We start from the raw sequence: 17,602 nt of genomic DNA on the forward strand, positions 1-17,602 counted from the left end.
TTTAGCGGTTTCCGCGCAAGATTGAAATCAAGCGTAAAACTTCAAGGTATAGCCAAACAACAGTAACCATTAAACCAAAGGCTGCTCGCCATGATTGATTCTCTGGAACTCCGGCATTAACGCCCTTTTCAATTTGATCAAAATCTAGTACTAGGAAAAGGCTGGCAAGTCCTACTCCTGCAACTGCAAGAAGTAATCCAAGTCCAGATACTCCATAGAAACCATATCCTTGACCTACACCAAAGAATGATGCAACAAGTGAAACTAAACCAAGAATAAAGTAACCAATCGCTGCACCAATTACCGCACGGGTAAATTGTGGGGTGGCACGTAATCTGCCACTGCGATACATCACTAGTACGCCAGCAAATGCTGCGATGGTACCAATTACAGCTTGGCTAACAATTCCTGGGTAAAACGCTTCGTAGTAGCTGCTTAATGTTCCTAGTGCCAAACCTTCAAGTGCTGCGTAGGTGATAACTAAAGCTGGCTTAATTGATTTGCTAAATGAAATAATCATTGCCAATACAAATCCACCAAGGAAGCCGAGCATTACCGCGCCCATGCCAAGATTTGCACGCCATGCCACTGCGCCAACTACAAGTAAAATTCCAAATAAAAATCCGGTTTTCGCAACGACATCTTCAAGTGTCATGCGACCTGTTCGTAGTGATGAGGCTGCTGGAGCACTATATGTTTGCTCTAGTTGATCAACTTGCATAGTTGCTGGTTGATTAAATGCCTTGCCCAGTACAGGGTTTGAACTCTTCATTCTTCTCCTTCTATAGAAAGTGGCCACCAGTTGGTGGTTACCGCCTTAGGTAGTTAACAAATATTAATCACTACCAATTCCCTAAGCCAACGCCAACGGCTAACTCTGGCTTAAACTTTGCTGAAGATCCCGCCAAATTGAGCGTGCCCCCGGTGGGGGTCGAACCCACACTTGTGCGATTTTAAGTCGCATGCCTCTGCCGTTGGGCTACAGGGGCGAATCTTCAGGGGGTAAATCTACCTGCTATTAGTCGCTAGTAAATCCAGCCAAATCTCACCTTACTTAGTGAGTGACCAAGCGATTCCATCCAAAATATCTGACTCTGATGCCACAAACTCACTGACCCCAGTTGCTGCCATTACCCGTGATAAAACTAAAGCTCCAGCGGTGATTACATCAACTCTTCCGGGGTGCATATATCCCAGGGATGCTAACTCTTCCTTACTTAAAGATTGAAATAAACCTGCCACCTTATGCACTGATTGTGCTGAAACTCTAGATAGGTGAATTAAATACCGATCATACTTATCTAATTCTAAAGCTGCTGCTGCAACTGTTGTCGCTGTGCCGGCAACTGCAACTAAAGTTTTTGCTTGGGTAATTGGCACCACCGCAGCAGCCTGAGTTATTGCCAGATCAATATCAATAATTGCTTGCGCAACCTGCGCCATGGAAGGTGGTTGAGTATTCAAGTGTCGCTCACTCATTCGTACGCAGCCGATGTTGACACTTTTTGCGGCAATAACACTTTTATCACCATAGACGAATTCAGTTGAACCGCCACCAATATCTACAACTAAAAATGGTGCATCACTTTGCTGCAACTCTTTAGTTGCACCTATATAAGAAAGCTCTGCCTCCTCCTCTCCTGGTATTACCTCAACCTCTACTCCTAATATATTGCGCACACCATCGATAAATAACGCTCTGTTTGAGGCATCCCTAGTAGCACTTGTGGCACAAAACCTTATTTTTTCAACACCCTTGCTGGTAATTTGTTTTGCAAATTGTTCCACTGCAGCAAGAGTTCTTTCAATTGCATCTGGATGAAACTTTTTAGTTTGATCTACTCCTTGCCCCAACCTAACAATCTGCATATCCCGTACCACCTCTTTGAAATTTCCATCGGTGATATCTGCGATTAAAAGTCGAATTGAGTTAGTGCCGCAATCTATTGCTGCCACCCGAGCCATTTAGCGCTCCTCGTTAATTAAATTTTCGATCACCGAACACGGCTTACTTAACCACCACGGATCAAGTGCGTTTAGTGCTTCATCTCCTAATGGATTAACACCAGTACCAGCTGCTAAGGAGTGTGCAACCAATGAGTGCAGGCATTTGACCCGATCGGGCATACCGCCTGCAGTAATTCCAGATATCTCTGGTACATCTAAGTTAAGTACCGCAGCTAAGCCATTCCTGGCAGCCTCATAATCAACATGAGCTGCTGCGTACTCACCAGCTAATTTTGGATCACTTTGCAAGCGCTGGCTCATCTCATTCATCAAGCCAGAACTTTCTAAGGTTGATATAGCGCCAGTTAATCTGGGACAGGTTGCGTAATAAAAGGTAGGAAATGGTGTGCCATCTGCCAATCTAGGTGGTGTAGAAACCACATCTGCTTGTCCACAGGGACAACGGTGGGCAACTGCAGCCACATCTCTGGGATTTCTACCCAATTGAGCAGCGATTGTTTCTAAATCTTTTTCAGTTGGCTGCTGACTTTCAGTGGTACTTTCTAGATTAACCATTTACTTATTTACATTTGTGCTGGTGATTGATGAAATTAATCTGGAGTACCAAGGAATACCGATTGGTAGTTGCTCCGAAACTTTAGTGCTCTCATTTTCTACCACTGCATCATCTCCCACCACGATATATCTTCGCTCACCTGGGAAAACAAAATGTAATCTCACTCTTGCTTGTTTGGCAACGTAATCAGGATCATCCCAAAGGGCCAACTCATTTGCTGCCTTTCCTAACATTGCTTTGTTATCTGCTAATTGGGTTTTCAAAGAGTTGATCTGAGCGCGTTGGGTAAAATAATGTTGAATTGGCGGAGCAAGTGTGACTGCAAGTGCGAACAAAACTATTCCCACAATTAACGCTCGATTTGATAATCCCCGTTTTTTAAGCCCAGATTGAATTGATTTGCGCGAGGATTCAATTAATCCCGCTGCAAAAAATCTTCGCTTAACCATATTGCTAGTCTATTTTTTAAAGCGAGGAAAGGCTGAGCGCCCAGCATAAACTGCAGCAGCTGCCAACTCCTCTTCGATTCGCAGTAATTGGTTGTACTTTGCCACTCGCTCACTTCTTGCTGGTGCACCAGTTTTGATCTGTCCACAATTGAGTGCAACCGCCAAATCTGCAATAGTTGTATCTTCAGTCTCGCCTGAGCGGTGACTCATCATAGATTTGAAATTATTCTTATGCGCCAAGGTGACAGCAGCAATGGTTTCACTTAAAGTACCAATCTGATTGACTTTGACCAGCAGCGCGTTTGCGCTTTTACTTTCAATTCCACGCTGTAATCGCTCTGGATTTGTGACAAATAGATCATCTCCGACAATCTGGATTTTCTCCCCCAGCTGCGCAGTTAAATTCCGCCAGCCATCCCAATCATCCTCATCCAACGGGTCCTCAATCGAGAGTAGTGGATAAGAGGTGACTAACTCACGGTAGTAATTAATCATCTGTTCTGCGGTTAACTCTTTACCTTCATATTTATACTTACCATTTTCAAAAAACTCTGTCGCAGCAACATCCATTGCTAATCCAATATCTACCCCTGCCTTAAAACCAGCTGATTCAATCGCCTGCAAAATTAAATCAAGTGCTGCGCGATTGCTTGCCAAATCTGGGGCAAAGCCACCCTCATCACCAATACTTGTCGCTAATCCTTTTCCTTTAAGCACTGATTTTAAGCTATGATAAATCTCAGCACCCCAGCGAAGTGATTCTTTAAATGTTGGTGCACCAATTGGTGCCACCATAAACTCTTGAATATCTACATTGGTATCAGCGTGTGCGCCACCATTTAATATATTCATCATTGGAACTGGTAAAGTTTTACCCTCTGCTTTGCCTATGTACTTAAATAATGATTGGCCCGTGCTGATTGCAGCTGCTCTGGCAACCGCCAGAGATACTCCCAAGATTGCATTTGCGCCCAGATTAGATTTATTTTTACTACCATCTAAGTTAATCATCTTCTCATCAATTACTTTTTGATCTAGGGCATCTAAGCCGATTACAACTGGCGCAATCTTTTCAACAATATTTTTAACTGCGTGCTCAACACCTTTGCCTAAATATCGCTTGCCACCATCTCGCAGCTCCGCTGCTTCAAAGGCGCCGGTGGAGGCACCACTTGGCACCGCTGCGCGAGCCATACTTTTATCATCTAATCTAACCTCTACCTCAACAGTTGGGTTTCCGCGAGAATCTAAGATCTCTCTGGCGGTAATTGATTTAATCAGCGACACTAATTTGCCCTAACTATTTGTTTGTTACTTGATTTAATGACGGTAATTCTACCGCTTCTCATGCTGCTGAATCTGAGCAATTAACCCTTTAGTGGCGGTGCGAAGTGCAGCCTCAGGATCAACGCCCTTATCAACAGCTTGGCTGATTAAACCAAGGAGAATCAGGCCAAATTGATCCTGATCAATATTACCTTCAAGTTTGATTGGCTCAGCAATCGGTAACTCATAATTTAATTTATTTAATCGGTAAATTACCTTAGTTGCCAATGGCAAGGCAGGTTGGGCAAGTGGCACTCCATCAATTGCTGAGCTTCGACCCTTTTCAGCAGCTTTTTGCTTTTCCCAATTTTCCAATACCTCGGCGCTACCACTAACTGATTCGCCAGCAAATACATGTGGGTGCCTTCTTATTAATTTATCTGCCACCGATTTTGCTACATCCTCAATGTTAAAGGGCTGCTTGGCATCCTCCTCCGCCATCCGAGAGTGGAAGTAAACTTGCAATAGCAAGTCACCTAACTCCTCCTGCATTGCAGCTCGATCATTGTTTTCAACCGATTCAATAAATTCATAAGACTCTTCTAATAAGTATTTAAGAAGAGATGTGTGATCTTGCTCGGCATCCCATGGGCAGCCACCAGGTGAGCGAAGTTTGTCCATTACTTCGCGCAGTCGAATGAGTTCAGAACTCATATTTGTTTAAGGAAGTGGGGTTACTGCGCCATCAGTTGCATCACTAGCATCAATGGAGGCGTTGGTTGGATTCCACTTGCCATACTTGGGATTTACTTCCACACCTAGTTTGGTTGCCATATCTGTCACCGCTTTTGCTACTAAGGCTGGTGCCTCTGCCTCTGGGGTGCCAGAGTTAATAAAAAATGCATCTAATCGCTCAGAAATGATCAAGACCTTCAGGTAGGCATCAAGATTTGAGGCTGCAAGATTTGCTCCTACCAATGCGGTTGGCAACTCACTCTCACCACCAACATTAATTACAATATCGGCTCGCCTAGCTGCTACATCCGCCTTGGTAACAACAATATTTTTTTCCTTTGCAATCTCATCTAATAAGGCTGTGACAATTAAGAACTGGGCTTGATCCCGAAGGAGTTCTGGGCCTTGAGTTAATTGCATCGCAGTGGTGTCAATATCTTTTCGGGCAGATAATATTTCATCAACAACTTTTTGAATCTGCTGGCCAGAGTAATTAGTTTCGCCGACACTTACACCAGAGCTCATGCTGGCGCAGCTAGTAAGAAGAAGTATTGCCAATACTGGTGTGATTATCCGCTTAAGCAATTGCATCCTCATTTTTCTACTATCGGTTGAATAAAATTACGTAGAACTGAATCGACCCACGCAAGGGTTGAAGTATCTCCTACCTCACCACCTTCTATCCAATTAGGCGCAGTGACTCTTGCAACTAAGAGGGTGGAGCTGCTCATTTTATAAATTGAGCCGGGATAAAGCCTACTGAGTTTTATCTGTGCTGACTCAGCAAGTGTGATGGGTGTGAGCCGCAACTGTTTACCAGCGATCGCAATATCCGTTATTCCTAAAGATTTAGCAAATAATCTCAGTGCTGCCACTTTAAGTAGCTCTGCCGCTGCTGCTGGTAGCTCGCCAAAGCGATCTAACATCTCGGCTCTGATCTCAGCAATCACCTCATCACTTTGTGCTTCAGCAATTCGACGATAAAGATCTAGCCGCAATCGCTCTGATTCGATGTACTCAACTGGTAGATGTGCATTTACTGGTAACTCCACCTTGCAATCAATATTTTTTGGCTTCTGTACAAAGTAATCACTCTTAAACTCATCAACCGCATCTGCCACCATCCGCATATATAAATCAAAGCCAACCTCTGCAATATGTCCTGATTGCTCACCACCTAATAAATTTCCAGCACCCCTAATCTCTAAATCCTTCAATGCCACCGCCATACCTGCGCCAAGATCGGTATTGGTAGCAATTGTGGTCAAGCGGTCATGAGCTAATTGCGTAATTGGTTTATCAGCTGGATAGAAAAAATAAGCGTAAGCCCGTTCACTACTTCGGCCCACCCGGCCACGTAATTGATGCAATTGTGAAAGGCCAAATAAATCAGAGCGATCCACAATCAAGGTGTTGGCATTTGGAATATCAATACCACTTTCAATAATGGTGGTGCAAAGAAGCAAATCAAATTGCCGAGTCCAAAAGGCAATAATTACCTCCTCCAGCACCCGCTCATTCATTTGACCATGAGCGATACCAATTTTTATGCCAGGAATTAATTTCTTGATCCTCTCGCCAACCGCCTCAATACTTTCCACCCGATTGTGAATATAAAATATTTGTCCATCACGTAATAGTTCACGGTTGATCGCAGCGCTCACCTGCTTTTCATCAAAAGCACCCACGTAAGTTAAAACTGGGTGGCGCTCCTCCGGTGGAGTGGTGATATTAGACATCTCTCTTATCCCAGTTATTGCCATCTCTAAAGTTCTCGGAATTGGTGTTGCCGACATTGCCAATACATCCACATTTGTTCTAGCTTTTTTCAGCTCCTCTTTATGTTCAACCCCAAATCGTTGCTCCTCATCAATAACTAGTAATCCTAAGTTTGCAAACTCAACATCTTTAGATAAAAGTCGATGGGTGCCAATTACTACATCAACCACCCCAGTTTTAATTTCTGCTATAACTTTTTTACTCTCTGCTGGCGTATTAAATCTTGAAAGGGCAGCGATTTTTATTGGAAAGCCGGCGTAGCGATCTGAAAAAGTATTCATATGTTGCTGCACCAGTAAAGTAGTTGGTACCAATATTGCCACCTGCTTGCTATCTTGCACCGCTTTGAATGCAGCCCTTACCGCAATCTCAGTTTTTCCATAGCCCACATCACCACAAACAATTCGATCCATTGGATTTGGTTTTTCCATATCCCGCTTAACTTCATCAATAGTTGCTTGCTGATCAATTGTCTCCACAAATGCAAAGTTATCCTCTAGCTCTTTTTGCCAAGTGGTATCAGCTGAGAATGCATAGCCAGGAGAGCTCATTCGGGCGGCGTAAAGCCTGATTAACTCCGCTGCTATTTGTTTAATTGCCTTTCGCGCGCGTCGTTTACTGTTTTGCCAATCAGCACCACCAATTCGGTGGAGTGCGGGTGCCTCACCACCAACATACTTTGTTACCTGTTCTAAAATATCGGTGGGGACAAATAACTTATCTGCAGGCTGACCACGTTTTGAAGCAGCGTACTCAATAACTAAGTACTCTCGTGAGATTCCACCAATTGATCTAGTAATTAACTCTAAGTATTTACCAACCCCATGCTGTTCATGCACCACATACTCACCCGCCTTAAGCTCTAATGGATCAATCGCTTTTTTGCGTCGAGAGGGCATCCGGGCTAAATCCTTATCAGCAGAGCGTTGACCTGAAATATCCTTATCGGTTATTAACACAGTTTTAAACTCTTCACTAATAAATCCATGCTTGATATCAGATCTAATTAAGGTTATTAAGTGAGTATTTTCTACCACCTGATCATTAGCAATTATCTGATTTGGTAGATCGGCGCTACTTAACAACTCTGCAAATCTTTTTAAGGTGCCATTTGCTGATGAGGTGAAAATGACCTGGTACTTATCACTATGCCATTGCTTGATATCAGCGATAGCTACTTCATACTTATTACCATAGGTAGTAATTTCTGTCAGAAAATCAAGGCTTATATCCTCTGGCGTAGAGGAGTAAAGATTTAGCTTTCGCAGGTTGAAATTATGTTTATTGGCTATATCTTTTATTTGATCCAACTCATAAAAGCCACCCCTGCCTAGCTCCTGACTTAAATCAATCGGGGTCTCAACTTTTATCTCCTGCGACCAAGCCAGGTTGCTCCAAGCGGCAGATAAAAACTCCGCATTGGTTTTAATTAAATCCTTCGCCCGGGATTTGATTCTGGGCTCATCAATTAAAATTATTTGGCAATTTTTGGGCAGATAATCCAAAATGGATTTGAAATCATCGACTACACCTGCGGCGAGTGATTCCATCCCCTCAAAGGTGATGCCGGCAATCAGCTTGTCGGTGTACTGGTTTATTTGAGGAAATTTTTCAGCCAACTTTTTTGCTTTGTCCTTCACCCCATCATCAATTAACAACTCCCGACAGGGATAGATCAATATCTCAGTGGATACTTTTTCTAATGATCTTTGATCTGACACCGCAAAGTAGGAGATCTCATCGATCTCATCACCAAAAAAATCAATTCGAATTGGATGCTCTTGATCTGCTGGGAATAAATCTAGGATGCCGCCACGGACTGCAAAATCACCACGACGCTCAACGAGATCAGAGCGCACAAAGCCAAGCTTGCTTAATTTGGCAATTAACTCTGCCATCTCAATCGTGAGAGCTTTAGAAACTTTAATCTGTGATGTTGCTAGATCATTATCAATAATTGGCTGTAGTAATGCCCGAATTGAACAAACAATAAATTTGCACTCTTGATTTCGCATTTTATTCAATGCTTTAAATCTCATTGTTACCGTGTCACTTTTTGGACTAAGCCGCTCGTGCGGCAATGTCTCCCAGGCTGGGAAATTAACCACAGATTGATCACCTTCAAATGCAATAATTTCATTTGCTAACTCTTGCGCCGCCCTAGTTGATTTTGTCACCAACAAAACTGGCGGCTTTAAGTTTGTAAATATCAGTGAGTGCGCTGCAGCTGGTGCTACTAAATCACCAGGTTGATTGAAGTAATTTTTAATTGGCACAGAAAGGTGCGAGAGTAGATTTTTCATAACCACCTTCCTTGCTAGATTTCTACGCCAAACGCCGTTTACCCCCGCTTCATAAATGAAGGGGGGTTAACAACCTGGCCAATTCTACGACCCCAACCACTGGGGTATTTGCCATAAAGGTGCGCCTAGAAATATTTAAACCTGTAATGATTACGCCATGACCGCTGCCGCCGACAACACTGATTTGCGTAATGATGTTCGCAAATTGGCAGATCTATTAGGCCAAACCTTAGCTAGGCAAGAGGGTGATGATCTTTTGGCATTGGTTGAATCTGTTCGACTTTCAGTGCGCCAAGGTCAGCAAGATGAAATATTAAGTAAATTAACCGACTCGCAAACAATCTCCTTGGTGCGAGCGTTTAGTACCTTTTTTAATCTAGCAAATGTTGCCGAACAGGTTAACCGTGCGAAAGATATTGCCGGTACTCACGCCAAGACAGAGGGTTGGTTAGGCAGAGCGGTTAGTAATATTTTAAAGGCGCAGGAGAGTAATAAGGATTTCACAACCAAGGATTTGCAAAGTTGGCTAGAAAATTTCTCTGTTAGACCAGTTTTCACCGCACATCCAACTGAGGCGGCAAGACGTTCAGTATTAAGCAAAATGACCACAATTGCGCAATTGCTGACTCAACCTGAGAGTCAAATAAAAAATGACAGACTTGCAGAGAGTATTGATTTGTTGTGGCAAACCGATGAGTTGCGGTTAGGTAGACCAGAGCCTTTAGATGAAGCGGTTAATTCAATCTACTATCTAGATGAACTCCTCCACGAAACTGTTCCTGAGGTGCTGGCGGAGTTTGTTAATGAAATTAAAAGATTAGGTGTAGAGCTGCCGCTCTCCGCCCGGCCATTAAGGTTTGGCACTTGGATTGGTGGCGATCGAGATGGTAATCCAAATATCACAGCCGAGGTAACAAAGGAGACGGTGCTGCTACAAAATGCGCACTTTACAAGAAGCTTATCCCTACACCTTGATGAGTTACGACAAGCACTTTCAATTTCGACAAAATTAGTTGGTGTCTCACCTCAACTTACGGATTCAGTTGCGCTGGATCTAAAAAATCTGCCAGAAATAGAGGATCGATACCGGCGTATCAATGTGGAGGAGCCTTATCGATTAAAGGCAACTGCGATTGGGCATAAATTAATTTTAACTAGAGTGCGGCACGCAGCCGGCTTGCCACATTTTCCAGGCAGAGATTACAAAGATACTGCAGAGCTAATCGCTGATTTTGAAATTATGCGAAACTCACTGCTAGCAAATAATGGTGAATTAATTGGCAATGGCTTACTTGAGCGGATTATCAGATCAATTAATGGCTTTGGATTAACCCACGCCACAATGGATATCAGGGAGCACTCTGGGGTTCACCGCCAATTAATAAAACAGATATTTGGTGGTGATGATGCAAAAACTATTAATGAGAGATTACTTGATACGGCAAATCCCGGTACAAAACAGCTTGACCCTGCAGGTGAGAGGTGTTTGCAGAGTTTTCTAGCAATTGATCAATTAATTGAGCAGTTTGGAGCTGAGGTAATTGAGAGCTACATAATCTCCATGGTCAAATCTGCAGATGATGTAATGGCAGCAGTGTTGATTGCAAAATTAGCTGGCTTAATTTCAATTACCGGGGATAAGAAATTTGCCAAAATTGGCTTTGTGCCACTGCTAGAAACAGTTACTGAGCTGCGAAATGCGGACAAGATACTAGATGAGCTGCTAAGTAATCAGAGTTATCGCATGATTATCACAATGCGCGGTCAGGTGCAGGAGGTAATGCTTGGTTACTCAGATTCAAATAAAGATGCTGGCATAACTACTAGCCAATGGGAGATCCATAAGGCACAGCGCAAATTACGAGATGTTGCGATAAAGCATGGAGTTAAGTTGCGATTATTTCACGGTCGTGGTGGATCAGTTGGTCGCGGCGGCGGGCCAACATATGACGCACTTATTGCTTTGCCTTGGGGATCCATTGATGGCCAAATAAAAATGACGGAACAAGGTGAGGTTATCTCCGATAAATTTGGCTTGCCATCTTTGGCAAAAGAAAATCTTGAGTTAACTCTAGCCGCAGCTCTTGAGGCGACAGTATTAAATAGAAAACCAAGACAATCCTCCGGTGATTTAAATAGCTGGAGTGAGTGCATGGATTTAATTAGTGATAGCGCCTATAAGTGTTATCGAAATCTGCTGGAGGATCCAGATCTTCCTGCCTACTTCTACGCCTCAACACCGGTTGAGCAATTAGGAAATATGTATTTGGGATCTAGACCATCACGCAGACCAGATTCAGCTGCTGATCTAGAATCACTAAGAGCAATACCTTGGGTATTTGGCTGGACACAATCTAGACAAATTGTGCCGGGTTGGTATGGGGTGGGATCAGGACTTAAGGCTGCAAGATTGGCGGGTAAATCAGATCTACTTCACACCTTATTTACCCAGTGGCACTTCTTTCGAACATTTATCAGTAATGTAGAGATGACAGTTGCTAAGACAGATTTACTTATTGCCCAACGGTATGTGCAAACGTTGGTTGATCCTTCACTGCACAAAATATTTGATCTTATAAAAGCTGAGTTTGAATTAACTGTTAGTGAGATTTTATTATTAAGTAAGAAGAGTGAGATTTTGGGTAATCAGCCAATTCTGGCAAGAACCTTGCAGGTAAGAGATACCTATCTGGCGCCAATTCAATTACTGCAAATATCCTTACTCAAGCGGGTGCGCTCTCAAAAAGAGGTAGATCCGCTGCTAGCCCGAGCGTTACTTTTAACCATAAATGGTGTTGCGGCAGGTTTGCGCAATACTGGCTGAGTAGGATTTACAAAGTTTTGGACAGGGGTCATTTTGGCTAAGCAGTTGATCTACCCATTTACCTTTGGTGATAAAAGTAAATCTGATTTGCTTGGTGGCAAAGGCGCCAATATTGCAGAGATGGTGCAGATGGGATTACCAGTCCCACCCGGTTTTACTATCACCACCGAAGCCTGCCGCGAGTTTCTCACTACCGGCGTAGTGCCAGCTGGTTTAAATGCAGAGATCAAAACTGCATTAGCAAATCTAGAAAAGGTAGTGGGAAAGAAATTTGGTGATCCCACCGCACCACTTTTAGTTTCAGTTAGATCTGGCGCTAAACACTCTATGCCAGGAATGATGGAGACGGTATTAAATGTCGGTATCACCCCAGAGGTGGCAGATGCAATGGCGAAATCAACTGGCAATGAGAGATTTGCTTGGGATTCCTATCGCAGATTTATAGATATGTTTGGCAGAATTGTTTGTGACCTGCCTGATGAAATTGTGCATAAAGTAGAGAGCATTTATCTAACAAAAGAAAATGTTAATGTAGTGGCAGAGTTGTCAGCACAATCACTTAAAGATTTGGCGCAAGATTTAATCAAAGCGATTGAGGATTTCACCACTAACCCCTTTCCCACCACTCCCTTTGATCACCTAACCCAATCGGTGGCAGCGGTCTTTAGATCTTGGAACTCAGAGCGAGCGCAGTTATATCGAAGGCGCGAGCGAATCCCATCTGACCTAGGAACTGCGGTGAATATTCAATCCATGGTATTTGGCAATTTAAGTGATGACTCTGGCACTGGTGTTGCCTTCACTCGCAATCCAGCCACTGGTGAAAAGGGTAGTTATGGTGATTACTTAGATCGCGCCCAGGGTGAGGATGTGGTTGCTGGAATTAGAAACACAATCTCACTGGCAGATATGGCAAAGAAAGAACCAGTTGTCCATGCCGAGTTGGAAAGATTAATGAAGTCTCTGGAGAATCACTACCGAGATCTTTGTGATATCGAGTTCACAGTTGAACGCGGAAAGCTTTGGATTCTGCAAACAAGGGTTGGAAAGAGAACTGCTGAGGCAGCATTTCGCATCGCTACCCAATTAGTTGATGAGGGCAAGATATCAATGGATGAGGCGCTACTGCGCACAAGTGGTGATCAATTAGCCCAATTAATGTTTCCACAATTTGATTTATCAGCAAAACGTAATCTCATTGCAACTGGTATCCCAGCATCACCAGGAGCTGCAGTTGGTGAGATTGTCTTTAACTCCAAACGAGCATTTGATCTGGCAAAAACTGGCAGAAAGGTAATTTTAGTTCGCAGAGAAACCAGCCCAGATGATTTAGTGGGCATGGTGGCAGCGGAGGGAATATTGACCAGCCGTGGTGGAAAAACTTCTCACGCAGCGGTTGTGGCAAGAGGAATGGGTAAGACGGCAGTTTGTGGTACTGAGAGTATTACCGTTGATGAAAAACAATTGCAATTTAGTGTTGGTGATTTAATTGTGCGCGAGGGCGAGGTGGTTTCAATTGATGGTACAACTGGTTGTGTTTATCTAGGTGAGCTACCTGTTACCCAATCACCTGTTACCTCATACCTTGAGGGCACACTTAAAGCTGCCTCAAATGATGCTACCCCAGTAGTCAAAGCGGTTGATCGCATCTTGCAACATGCAGATGAGATTAGAAAATTATATGTCCGGGCAAATGCTGATACGCCAGAGGATGCCAAGCGGGCGAGAACACTTGGCGCCCAAGGAATTGGCTTATGTCGCACTGAGCATATGTTTTTAGGTGATCGACGCAGCTATGTAGAGCGAGTGGTCTTAGCTGATAATGAAGATGAACAAAATGCAGTAATCACTGAGATGCAACCATTACAACAGGCAGATTTTGTGGGAATCTTAAAAGAAATGTCAGGCCATCCAGTAACTATTAGATTACTTGATCCACCATTACATGAGTTCCTACCAAATCTAGCCACCTTAAGTGCGGAGATGGCAACAGCTGAAGCACTTAACACCAGTATCTCACCACGGGATAAAGCAATCTTTGCTGCGGTGAAAAGATTGCATGAATCAAATCCCATGTTGGGTTTAAGAGGAGTGCGACTTGGAATATTAATTCCCGAGTTATTTAAGATGCAGGTAAAGGCGTTGGTGCTGGCAAGTATTGAGGTTAAAAAGGCAGGCTTTGATCCCCAACCTGAAATCATGATTCCGTTGGTGGCAAGTCAGCGTGAACTTCTTTATTTAAGACAAGGATTAGAAAGTGAGATTAAAAAAACTTTAGCCGGAAATAATATTGAGATCCCAATTGGCACCATGATTGAAACTCCAAGGGCAGCAATTACCGCCACCAGAATTGCTGATTACGCTGACTTTTTCTCATTTGGCACAAATGATCTCACCCAACTCACCTGGGCATTTAGCAGAGATGATGTGGAATCAACATTTTTGCCAAGATATTTAGATCTTGAGTTGTTGCCCTTTAATCCATTTGAGTCACTGGATCAAGATGGTGTGGGGTTGTTGGTGAAGATTGCACGGGATCAGGCCAGAAAGGTACGCCCAGATTTTAAGTTAGGTGTATGTGGTGAACATGGTGGAGATCCCAGAAGTATTCACTTCTTCCATAATCTAAATCTTGATTATGTCTCCTGCTCCCCATTTAGGGTGCCGGTAGCAAGACTTGAATCCGGCAGAGCAAGGTTGCTTAAGAGTTAAAAGCGGTCTGTGCCCTATCTAATCCATTTAATACCAAACTCTTAATCGCATCAGCTCCTCTTTGGCAGAATGGATCAATTTGGCTGCGCTCCTCTTTATTAAAGGGCTTTAATACAAAATCTGCTGGATCTTGATCACCAATTGGCCGGCCGATGCCCATTCTTATTCGAAAGTAATCAGCGGTTGAAAAAGAGTCGGTAAGTGATTTAAGGCCGTTATGGCCATTATCTCCACCACCTTGTTTTATTCGAAGTGCGTTAAAGGGCAGATCAAGCTCATCATGGATCGCAATAACCTTTTCAATATCAATTTTATAAAAATCTACTAAGGCTTTTGCTGGTCCGCCAGTTTCATTCATATAGCCACGAGATTTTGCTAAAACCAATTGCTGATCACCAGATTTAATCTCACAGATCTGCATCCGAGATTTATGGGTTGAAAACTTTTGATTCTCTGCCAACTGATCTAAAACCATTTGACCTATATTATGCCGAGTCTTTTCATACTCAGCGCCAGGATTTCCTAAGCCAATTACCAACCAGCGATCAGCCATAAGTAAAGGCTAGTCCTTAATTACTTCTTCTTGTCTTTCTTATCATCCTTCTTATCTGCCTCCGCAGCAGCAGGAGCAGCAGCTGTTGCAGCAGCATCTCCTTCAGCAGCAGGAGCAGCACCGGCTTCACCCTCAACAGGGGCAACAACCACAACCTCTTCCTCAGCAGCCTTAACAGAAAGGTGAACCACACTCATCTTAGGATCACTTATTAATTTAACACCCTCAGGAATTACCACATCGGATGCATATCTTGAATCTCCAGCCATCATGCCTTCCATGCTTAACATTAAGAATGATGGAATGTTAGTTACATCTACCTCAACCTCAATAGAGTTATTAATATGCTCCAAAATTCCATCTTGGTCATACTTACCTTCAGTATGTACTGGAACAGAGACAACAACTCGCTCACCACGGCGGACAATTACTAAATCAATATGCTCAAGGAGACCGGTTAGTGGATCACGGCTAACAGATTTAGGAAGTGTTAACTCTGTGTGATCATCTAAGACAACATCAATCAAAACGTTTGAGGTTTTTAATGCCACACCTAACTCACGTGAAGGCAGAGCTACATGTTGTGGCTTCTCACCATGACCATAAATTACCGCCGGTATAAATCCATCACGGCGTGCTCTACGGGATGCACCCTTGCCAAACTCAGTTCGGCGTGCGCCCTTTATTGAAATCTCAGCCACTTTACTTCTCCCTCGATAACGGTTTAATCCCTCGCGGTGTAAGGGGTGAGGTTAGCGAATAGGCAGGGAAAGGACAAATCAAGGCGAAGGTTGGCCACTTTGGCCACCGATTTAAGGCAATTAGCTGATGGTAGATTATAAGTATGAATGAAAAAGAGTTAATTAGTATTTTCAACCAACAACGAAGCATCCGGGTGAAATCCCAACTTGCTCCCACGATATTACTCTCTGCTGTCTTAGCCTTAGCAGCAACTGGAAATCTTAATCAAAACACCAACTGGAGTTTAAAGTTGTTTGTAATCGGCTTAGTTGCCTCCGGCGGTGTCTTCTCCGTAACTGCGATGCTCGCCGCCATCAGAGACAGTCTGGCAGTTGTTGATGCGCTCAAAGATCTAAAATCATTATCACCAGTAGGTAAAGGGATTAAAAACTCCGCAGATCAGCTAAAAATTGTCGGAGTTTTATATATGGCAATGAGCACCTTTAATTTTGCAGTGCTGGTCATTTATCTCTAATCAAGGCTAAATTTGTAGCCCAACTCCTGCTGGGCAAAGCTTTGCTTGTTGAGTATGGTTGGTAGATGAAATTTCTTGATTTCCTAGCAAATTTGATCTTTGGTAAACGGATTGAGTTATATGACGCTGAAACTGATAGCACTATTCATAAACTTCGCCTGCGAACTCGTAATAAGAATACTGATGATCCCTACGGCTTAAATGGTTAGTCCGTTTGTTGAGACCAAAGAGTTGAGAGATTTAGTAAGTAGTTTATTTAATCGATAGATTCATCTCATGGTCGGATCCCTCGCCTTAGTTGGCTCTGGTGAGTATTTACCAGCAATGTCAGAGTTTGAAAAATCATTAATTGATGATGGTGTTAAAAATGGTAAGAAGCCAATTTATTTGCAGATCCCAACCGCTGCTGGCCAAGAGAGTCAATCTCGGATTAATTATTGGCAGCAGTTGGGTGAAAAAGCGGCAGTGGCAATTGGGGCATCACCAGTATTCCTACCAATCTTCAACAGGGATGATGCCAATAACCAAGAGTTTGTAGATCAAATCAACCAAGCAGCACTGATCTATTTATCTGGTGGAGATCCACATCATTTAGCAAAAATCTTAATTAACACCAAGGTATGGAGTGCAATATTAGAAAATTGGCAAACTGGTTCATCTTTGGCAGGGTGCAGCGCAGGGGCCATGGTCTTATCCTCACAGGTTCCAAATTTTAGAGTCAGTAAAGGGGGCGCTACTGAGGGATTAAATCTGATTCCAAATATAAGGGTAATTCCGCACTTTGATAAGTTTTTTAGATGGATTCCAGAAAGTGCTGCCAAGTTAGTAATGAGTGTGCCACAAGGGGGGATACTAATTGGAATCGATGAGCTAACTGCTTTGGTTAAAAGAAGTGGTGAAGATTTCTGGCAGGCCTATGGGCAGGGCAAGGTTCATTTCCTTAAAGGAGTCCCCGATCAACAATTAACAGCTGGCCAAATAATCAAGTTTTAGATCTAAAGGCTTAGCAAATAATTTTTGCAAATTCTAATTACTTGCTCTTACTTGAGCTGCTTTTGGCAAGCACAAGTATTATGAATATTGCCAAAATGACAATTATTGCTTTCATATACAAAGTCTACTCGGCGAAATCCACTGATGCTGCAATTGGAAATCATTGCTGGTGCGCCCGCAGGGATTCGAACCCCGAACCTTCTGATCCGAAGTCAGATGCTCTATCCAGTTGAGCTACGGGCGCAAGT

General features: G+C 43.2%; 15 protein-coding genes and 2 tRNA genes. 5 read left to right on the forward strand and 12 right to left on the reverse strand.

Translation table 11 applies throughout. The annotated features are described in order from the left end of the window. Window position 1: 1 nt before the first annotated feature. The 9 genes from B1s21160_RS05280 to mfd form a co-directional block, all read right to left on the reverse strand. The gene (locus B1s21160_RS05280; protein ID WP_095672685.1) at window positions 2-772 is read right to left on the reverse strand and encodes a Bax inhibitor-1/YccA family protein; all 771 of its coding nucleotides are present in this window, start codon (window positions 770-772) and stop codon (window positions 2-4) included. A 144-nt stretch (window positions 773-916) separates the two neighbouring features. Next, window positions 917-989 (reverse strand) — tRNA-Leu (locus tag B1s21160_RS05285). 61 nt (window positions 990-1,050) lie between these two features. After that, window positions 1,051-1,965 carry a Ppx/GppA phosphatase family protein gene (locus B1s21160_RS05290; RefSeq protein WP_095672686.1) on the reverse strand — a complete coding sequence of 305 codons (915 nt, stop codon included), beginning with the start codon at window positions 1,963-1,965 and terminating at the stop codon, window positions 1,051-1,053. Beyond that, window positions 1,966-2,523, reverse strand: a complete 558-nt coding sequence (locus B1s21160_RS05295; RefSeq protein ID WP_095672687.1) for a DUF501 domain-containing protein — start codon at window positions 2,521-2,523, stop codon at window positions 1,966-1,968. It abuts the gene before it with no gap. Further along, complete coding sequence (locus tag B1s21160_RS05300; RefSeq protein WP_095672688.1) at window positions 2,524-2,973, reverse strand: FtsB family cell division protein; 450 nt, start codon at window positions 2,971-2,973, stop codon at window positions 2,524-2,526. It lies immediately after the preceding gene. Between the two features lie 9 nt (window positions 2,974-2,982). Then, entirely contained in the window at window positions 2,983-4,260 is a 1,278-nt protein-coding gene (gene eno, locus B1s21160_RS05305) for a phosphopyruvate hydratase (protein ID WP_095672689.1), read from the reverse strand. Window positions 4,261-4,308: 48 nt separating this feature from the next. Next, window positions 4,309-4,953 carry a nucleoside triphosphate pyrophosphohydrolase gene (locus tag B1s21160_RS05310; RefSeq protein WP_095672690.1) on the reverse strand — a complete coding sequence of 215 codons (645 nt, stop codon included), beginning with the start codon at window positions 4,951-4,953 and terminating at the stop codon, window positions 4,309-4,311. Between the two features lie 6 nt (window positions 4,954-4,959). Next, a complete protein-coding gene (locus tag B1s21160_RS05315; protein ID WP_223297945.1) occupies window positions 4,960-5,571 on the reverse strand; it encodes a hypothetical protein in 612 nt (203 codons plus the stop codon). Continuing rightward, window positions 5,568-9,056 (reverse strand): transcription-repair coupling factor, encoded by a 3,489-nt coding sequence (mfd, locus tag B1s21160_RS05320; protein WP_095672691.1) that lies wholly within the window; start codon window positions 9,054-9,056, stop codon window positions 5,568-5,570. Before mfd ends, B1s21160_RS05315 begins: the two co-directional genes overlap by 4 nt. A 157-nt stretch (window positions 9,057-9,213) precedes the next feature. Between mfd and ppc the strand changes: the two genes are divergently transcribed. Next, window positions 9,214-11,880, forward strand: a complete 2,667-nt coding sequence (ppc, locus tag B1s21160_RS05325; RefSeq protein ID WP_095672692.1) for a phosphoenolpyruvate carboxylase — start codon at window positions 9,214-9,216, stop codon at window positions 11,878-11,880. A gap of 33 nt (window positions 11,881-11,913) precedes the next feature. Then, a complete protein-coding gene (gene ppdK / locus B1s21160_RS05330) occupies window positions 11,914-14,592 on the forward strand; it encodes a pyruvate, phosphate dikinase (RefSeq protein WP_095672693.1) in 2,679 nt (892 codons plus the stop codon). Here the strand turns inward: ppdK and pth are convergent. Together pth and B1s21160_RS05340 are read right to left on the reverse strand one after the other, a co-directional pair. After that, window positions 14,582-15,145, reverse strand: coding sequence for an aminoacyl-tRNA hydrolase (pth, locus tag B1s21160_RS05335; RefSeq protein WP_095672694.1), 564 nt, complete (start codon window positions 15,143-15,145; stop codon window positions 14,582-14,584). The two genes, ppdK and pth, sit on opposite strands and share 11 nt — an antisense overlap. A gap of 20 nt (window positions 15,146-15,165) precedes the next feature. Beyond that, window positions 15,166-15,846 carry a 50S ribosomal protein L25/general stress protein Ctc gene (locus B1s21160_RS05340; protein ID WP_095672695.1) on the reverse strand — a complete coding sequence of 227 codons (681 nt, stop codon included), beginning with the start codon at window positions 15,844-15,846 and terminating at the stop codon, window positions 15,166-15,168. A gap of 143 nt (window positions 15,847-15,989) precedes the next feature. On the opposite strand from B1s21160_RS05340, the gene B1s21160_RS05345 reads away from it, so the two are divergent. The 3 genes from B1s21160_RS05345 (at window position 15,990) to B1s21160_RS05350 (ending at window position 17,354) form a co-directional block, all read left to right on the forward strand. Beyond that, window positions 15,990-16,361: a hypothetical protein gene (locus tag B1s21160_RS05345; RefSeq protein WP_095672696.1), complete on the forward strand. Its 372-nt coding sequence runs from the start codon at window positions 15,990-15,992 to the stop codon at window positions 16,359-16,361. A gap of 65 nt (window positions 16,362-16,426) precedes the next feature. Next, entirely contained in the window at window positions 16,427-16,570 is a 144-nt protein-coding gene (locus B1s21160_RS06390) for a hypothetical protein (RefSeq protein WP_190276936.1), read from the forward strand. Window positions 16,571-16,637: 67 nt separating this feature from the next. Then, a complete protein-coding gene (locus tag B1s21160_RS05350; RefSeq protein WP_095672697.1) occupies window positions 16,638-17,354 on the forward strand; it encodes a Type 1 glutamine amidotransferase-like domain-containing protein in 717 nt (238 codons plus the stop codon). A 167-nt stretch (window positions 17,355-17,521) separates the two neighbouring features. Here B1s21160_RS05350 and B1s21160_RS05355 read toward each other — a convergent pair. Continuing rightward, window positions 17,522-17,598: transfer RNA gene (locus B1s21160_RS05355), tRNA-Arg, on the reverse strand. Between the last annotated feature and the right edge of the window lie 4 nt (window positions 17,599-17,602).

This window comes from Candidatus Nanopelagicus hibericus, assembly GCF_002288005.1.
Taxonomy (GTDB): Bacteria; Actinomycetota; Actinomycetes; order Nanopelagicales; family Nanopelagicaceae; genus Nanopelagicus; species Nanopelagicus hibericus.

What these genes read in the sequence shown, in the direction of transcription:
- B1s21160_RS05315 (WP_223297945.1), bottom strand. Translation starts at nt 5,571, where the DNA reads ATGAGGATGCAATTGCTTAAGCGGATAATCACACCAGTATTGGCAATA.
- B1s21160_RS05295 (WP_095672687.1), bottom strand. Translation starts at nt 2,523, where the DNA reads ATGGTTAATCTAGAAAGTACCACTGAAAGTCAGCAGCCAACTGAAAAA.
- B1s21160_RS05345 (WP_095672696.1), top strand. Translation starts at nt 15,990, where the DNA reads ATGAATGAAAAAGAGTTAATTAGTATTTTCAACCAACAACGAAGCATC.
- ppc (WP_095672692.1), top strand. Translation starts at nt 9,214, where the DNA reads ATGACCGCTGCCGCCGACAACACTGATTTGCGTAATGATGTTCGCAAA.
- B1s21160_RS05300 (WP_095672688.1), bottom strand. Translation starts at nt 2,973, where the DNA reads ATGGTTAAGCGAAGATTTTTTGCAGCGGGATTAATTGAATCCTCGCGC.
- B1s21160_RS05350 (WP_095672697.1), top strand. Translation starts at nt 16,638, where the DNA reads ATGGTCGGATCCCTCGCCTTAGTTGGCTCTGGTGAGTATTTACCAGCA.
- pth (WP_095672694.1), bottom strand. Translation starts at nt 15,145, where the DNA reads ATGGCTGATCGCTGGTTGGTAATTGGCTTAGGAAATCCTGGCGCTGAG.
- B1s21160_RS05290 (WP_095672686.1), bottom strand. Translation starts at nt 1,965, where the DNA reads ATGGCTCGGGTGGCAGCAATAGATTGCGGCACTAACTCAATTCGACTT.
- B1s21160_RS05280 (WP_095672685.1), bottom strand. Translation starts at nt 772, where the DNA reads ATGAAGAGTTCAAACCCTGTACTGGGCAAGGCATTTAATCAACCAGCA.
- mfd (WP_095672691.1), bottom strand. Translation starts at nt 9,056, where the DNA reads ATGAAAAATCTACTCTCGCACCTTTCTGTGCCAATTAAAAATTACTTC.
- B1s21160_RS06390 (WP_190276936.1), top strand. Translation starts at nt 16,427, where the DNA reads ATGAAATTTCTTGATTTCCTAGCAAATTTGATCTTTGGTAAACGGATT.
- B1s21160_RS05310 (WP_095672690.1), bottom strand. Translation starts at nt 4,953, where the DNA reads ATGAGTTCTGAACTCATTCGACTGCGCGAAGTAATGGACAAACTTCGC.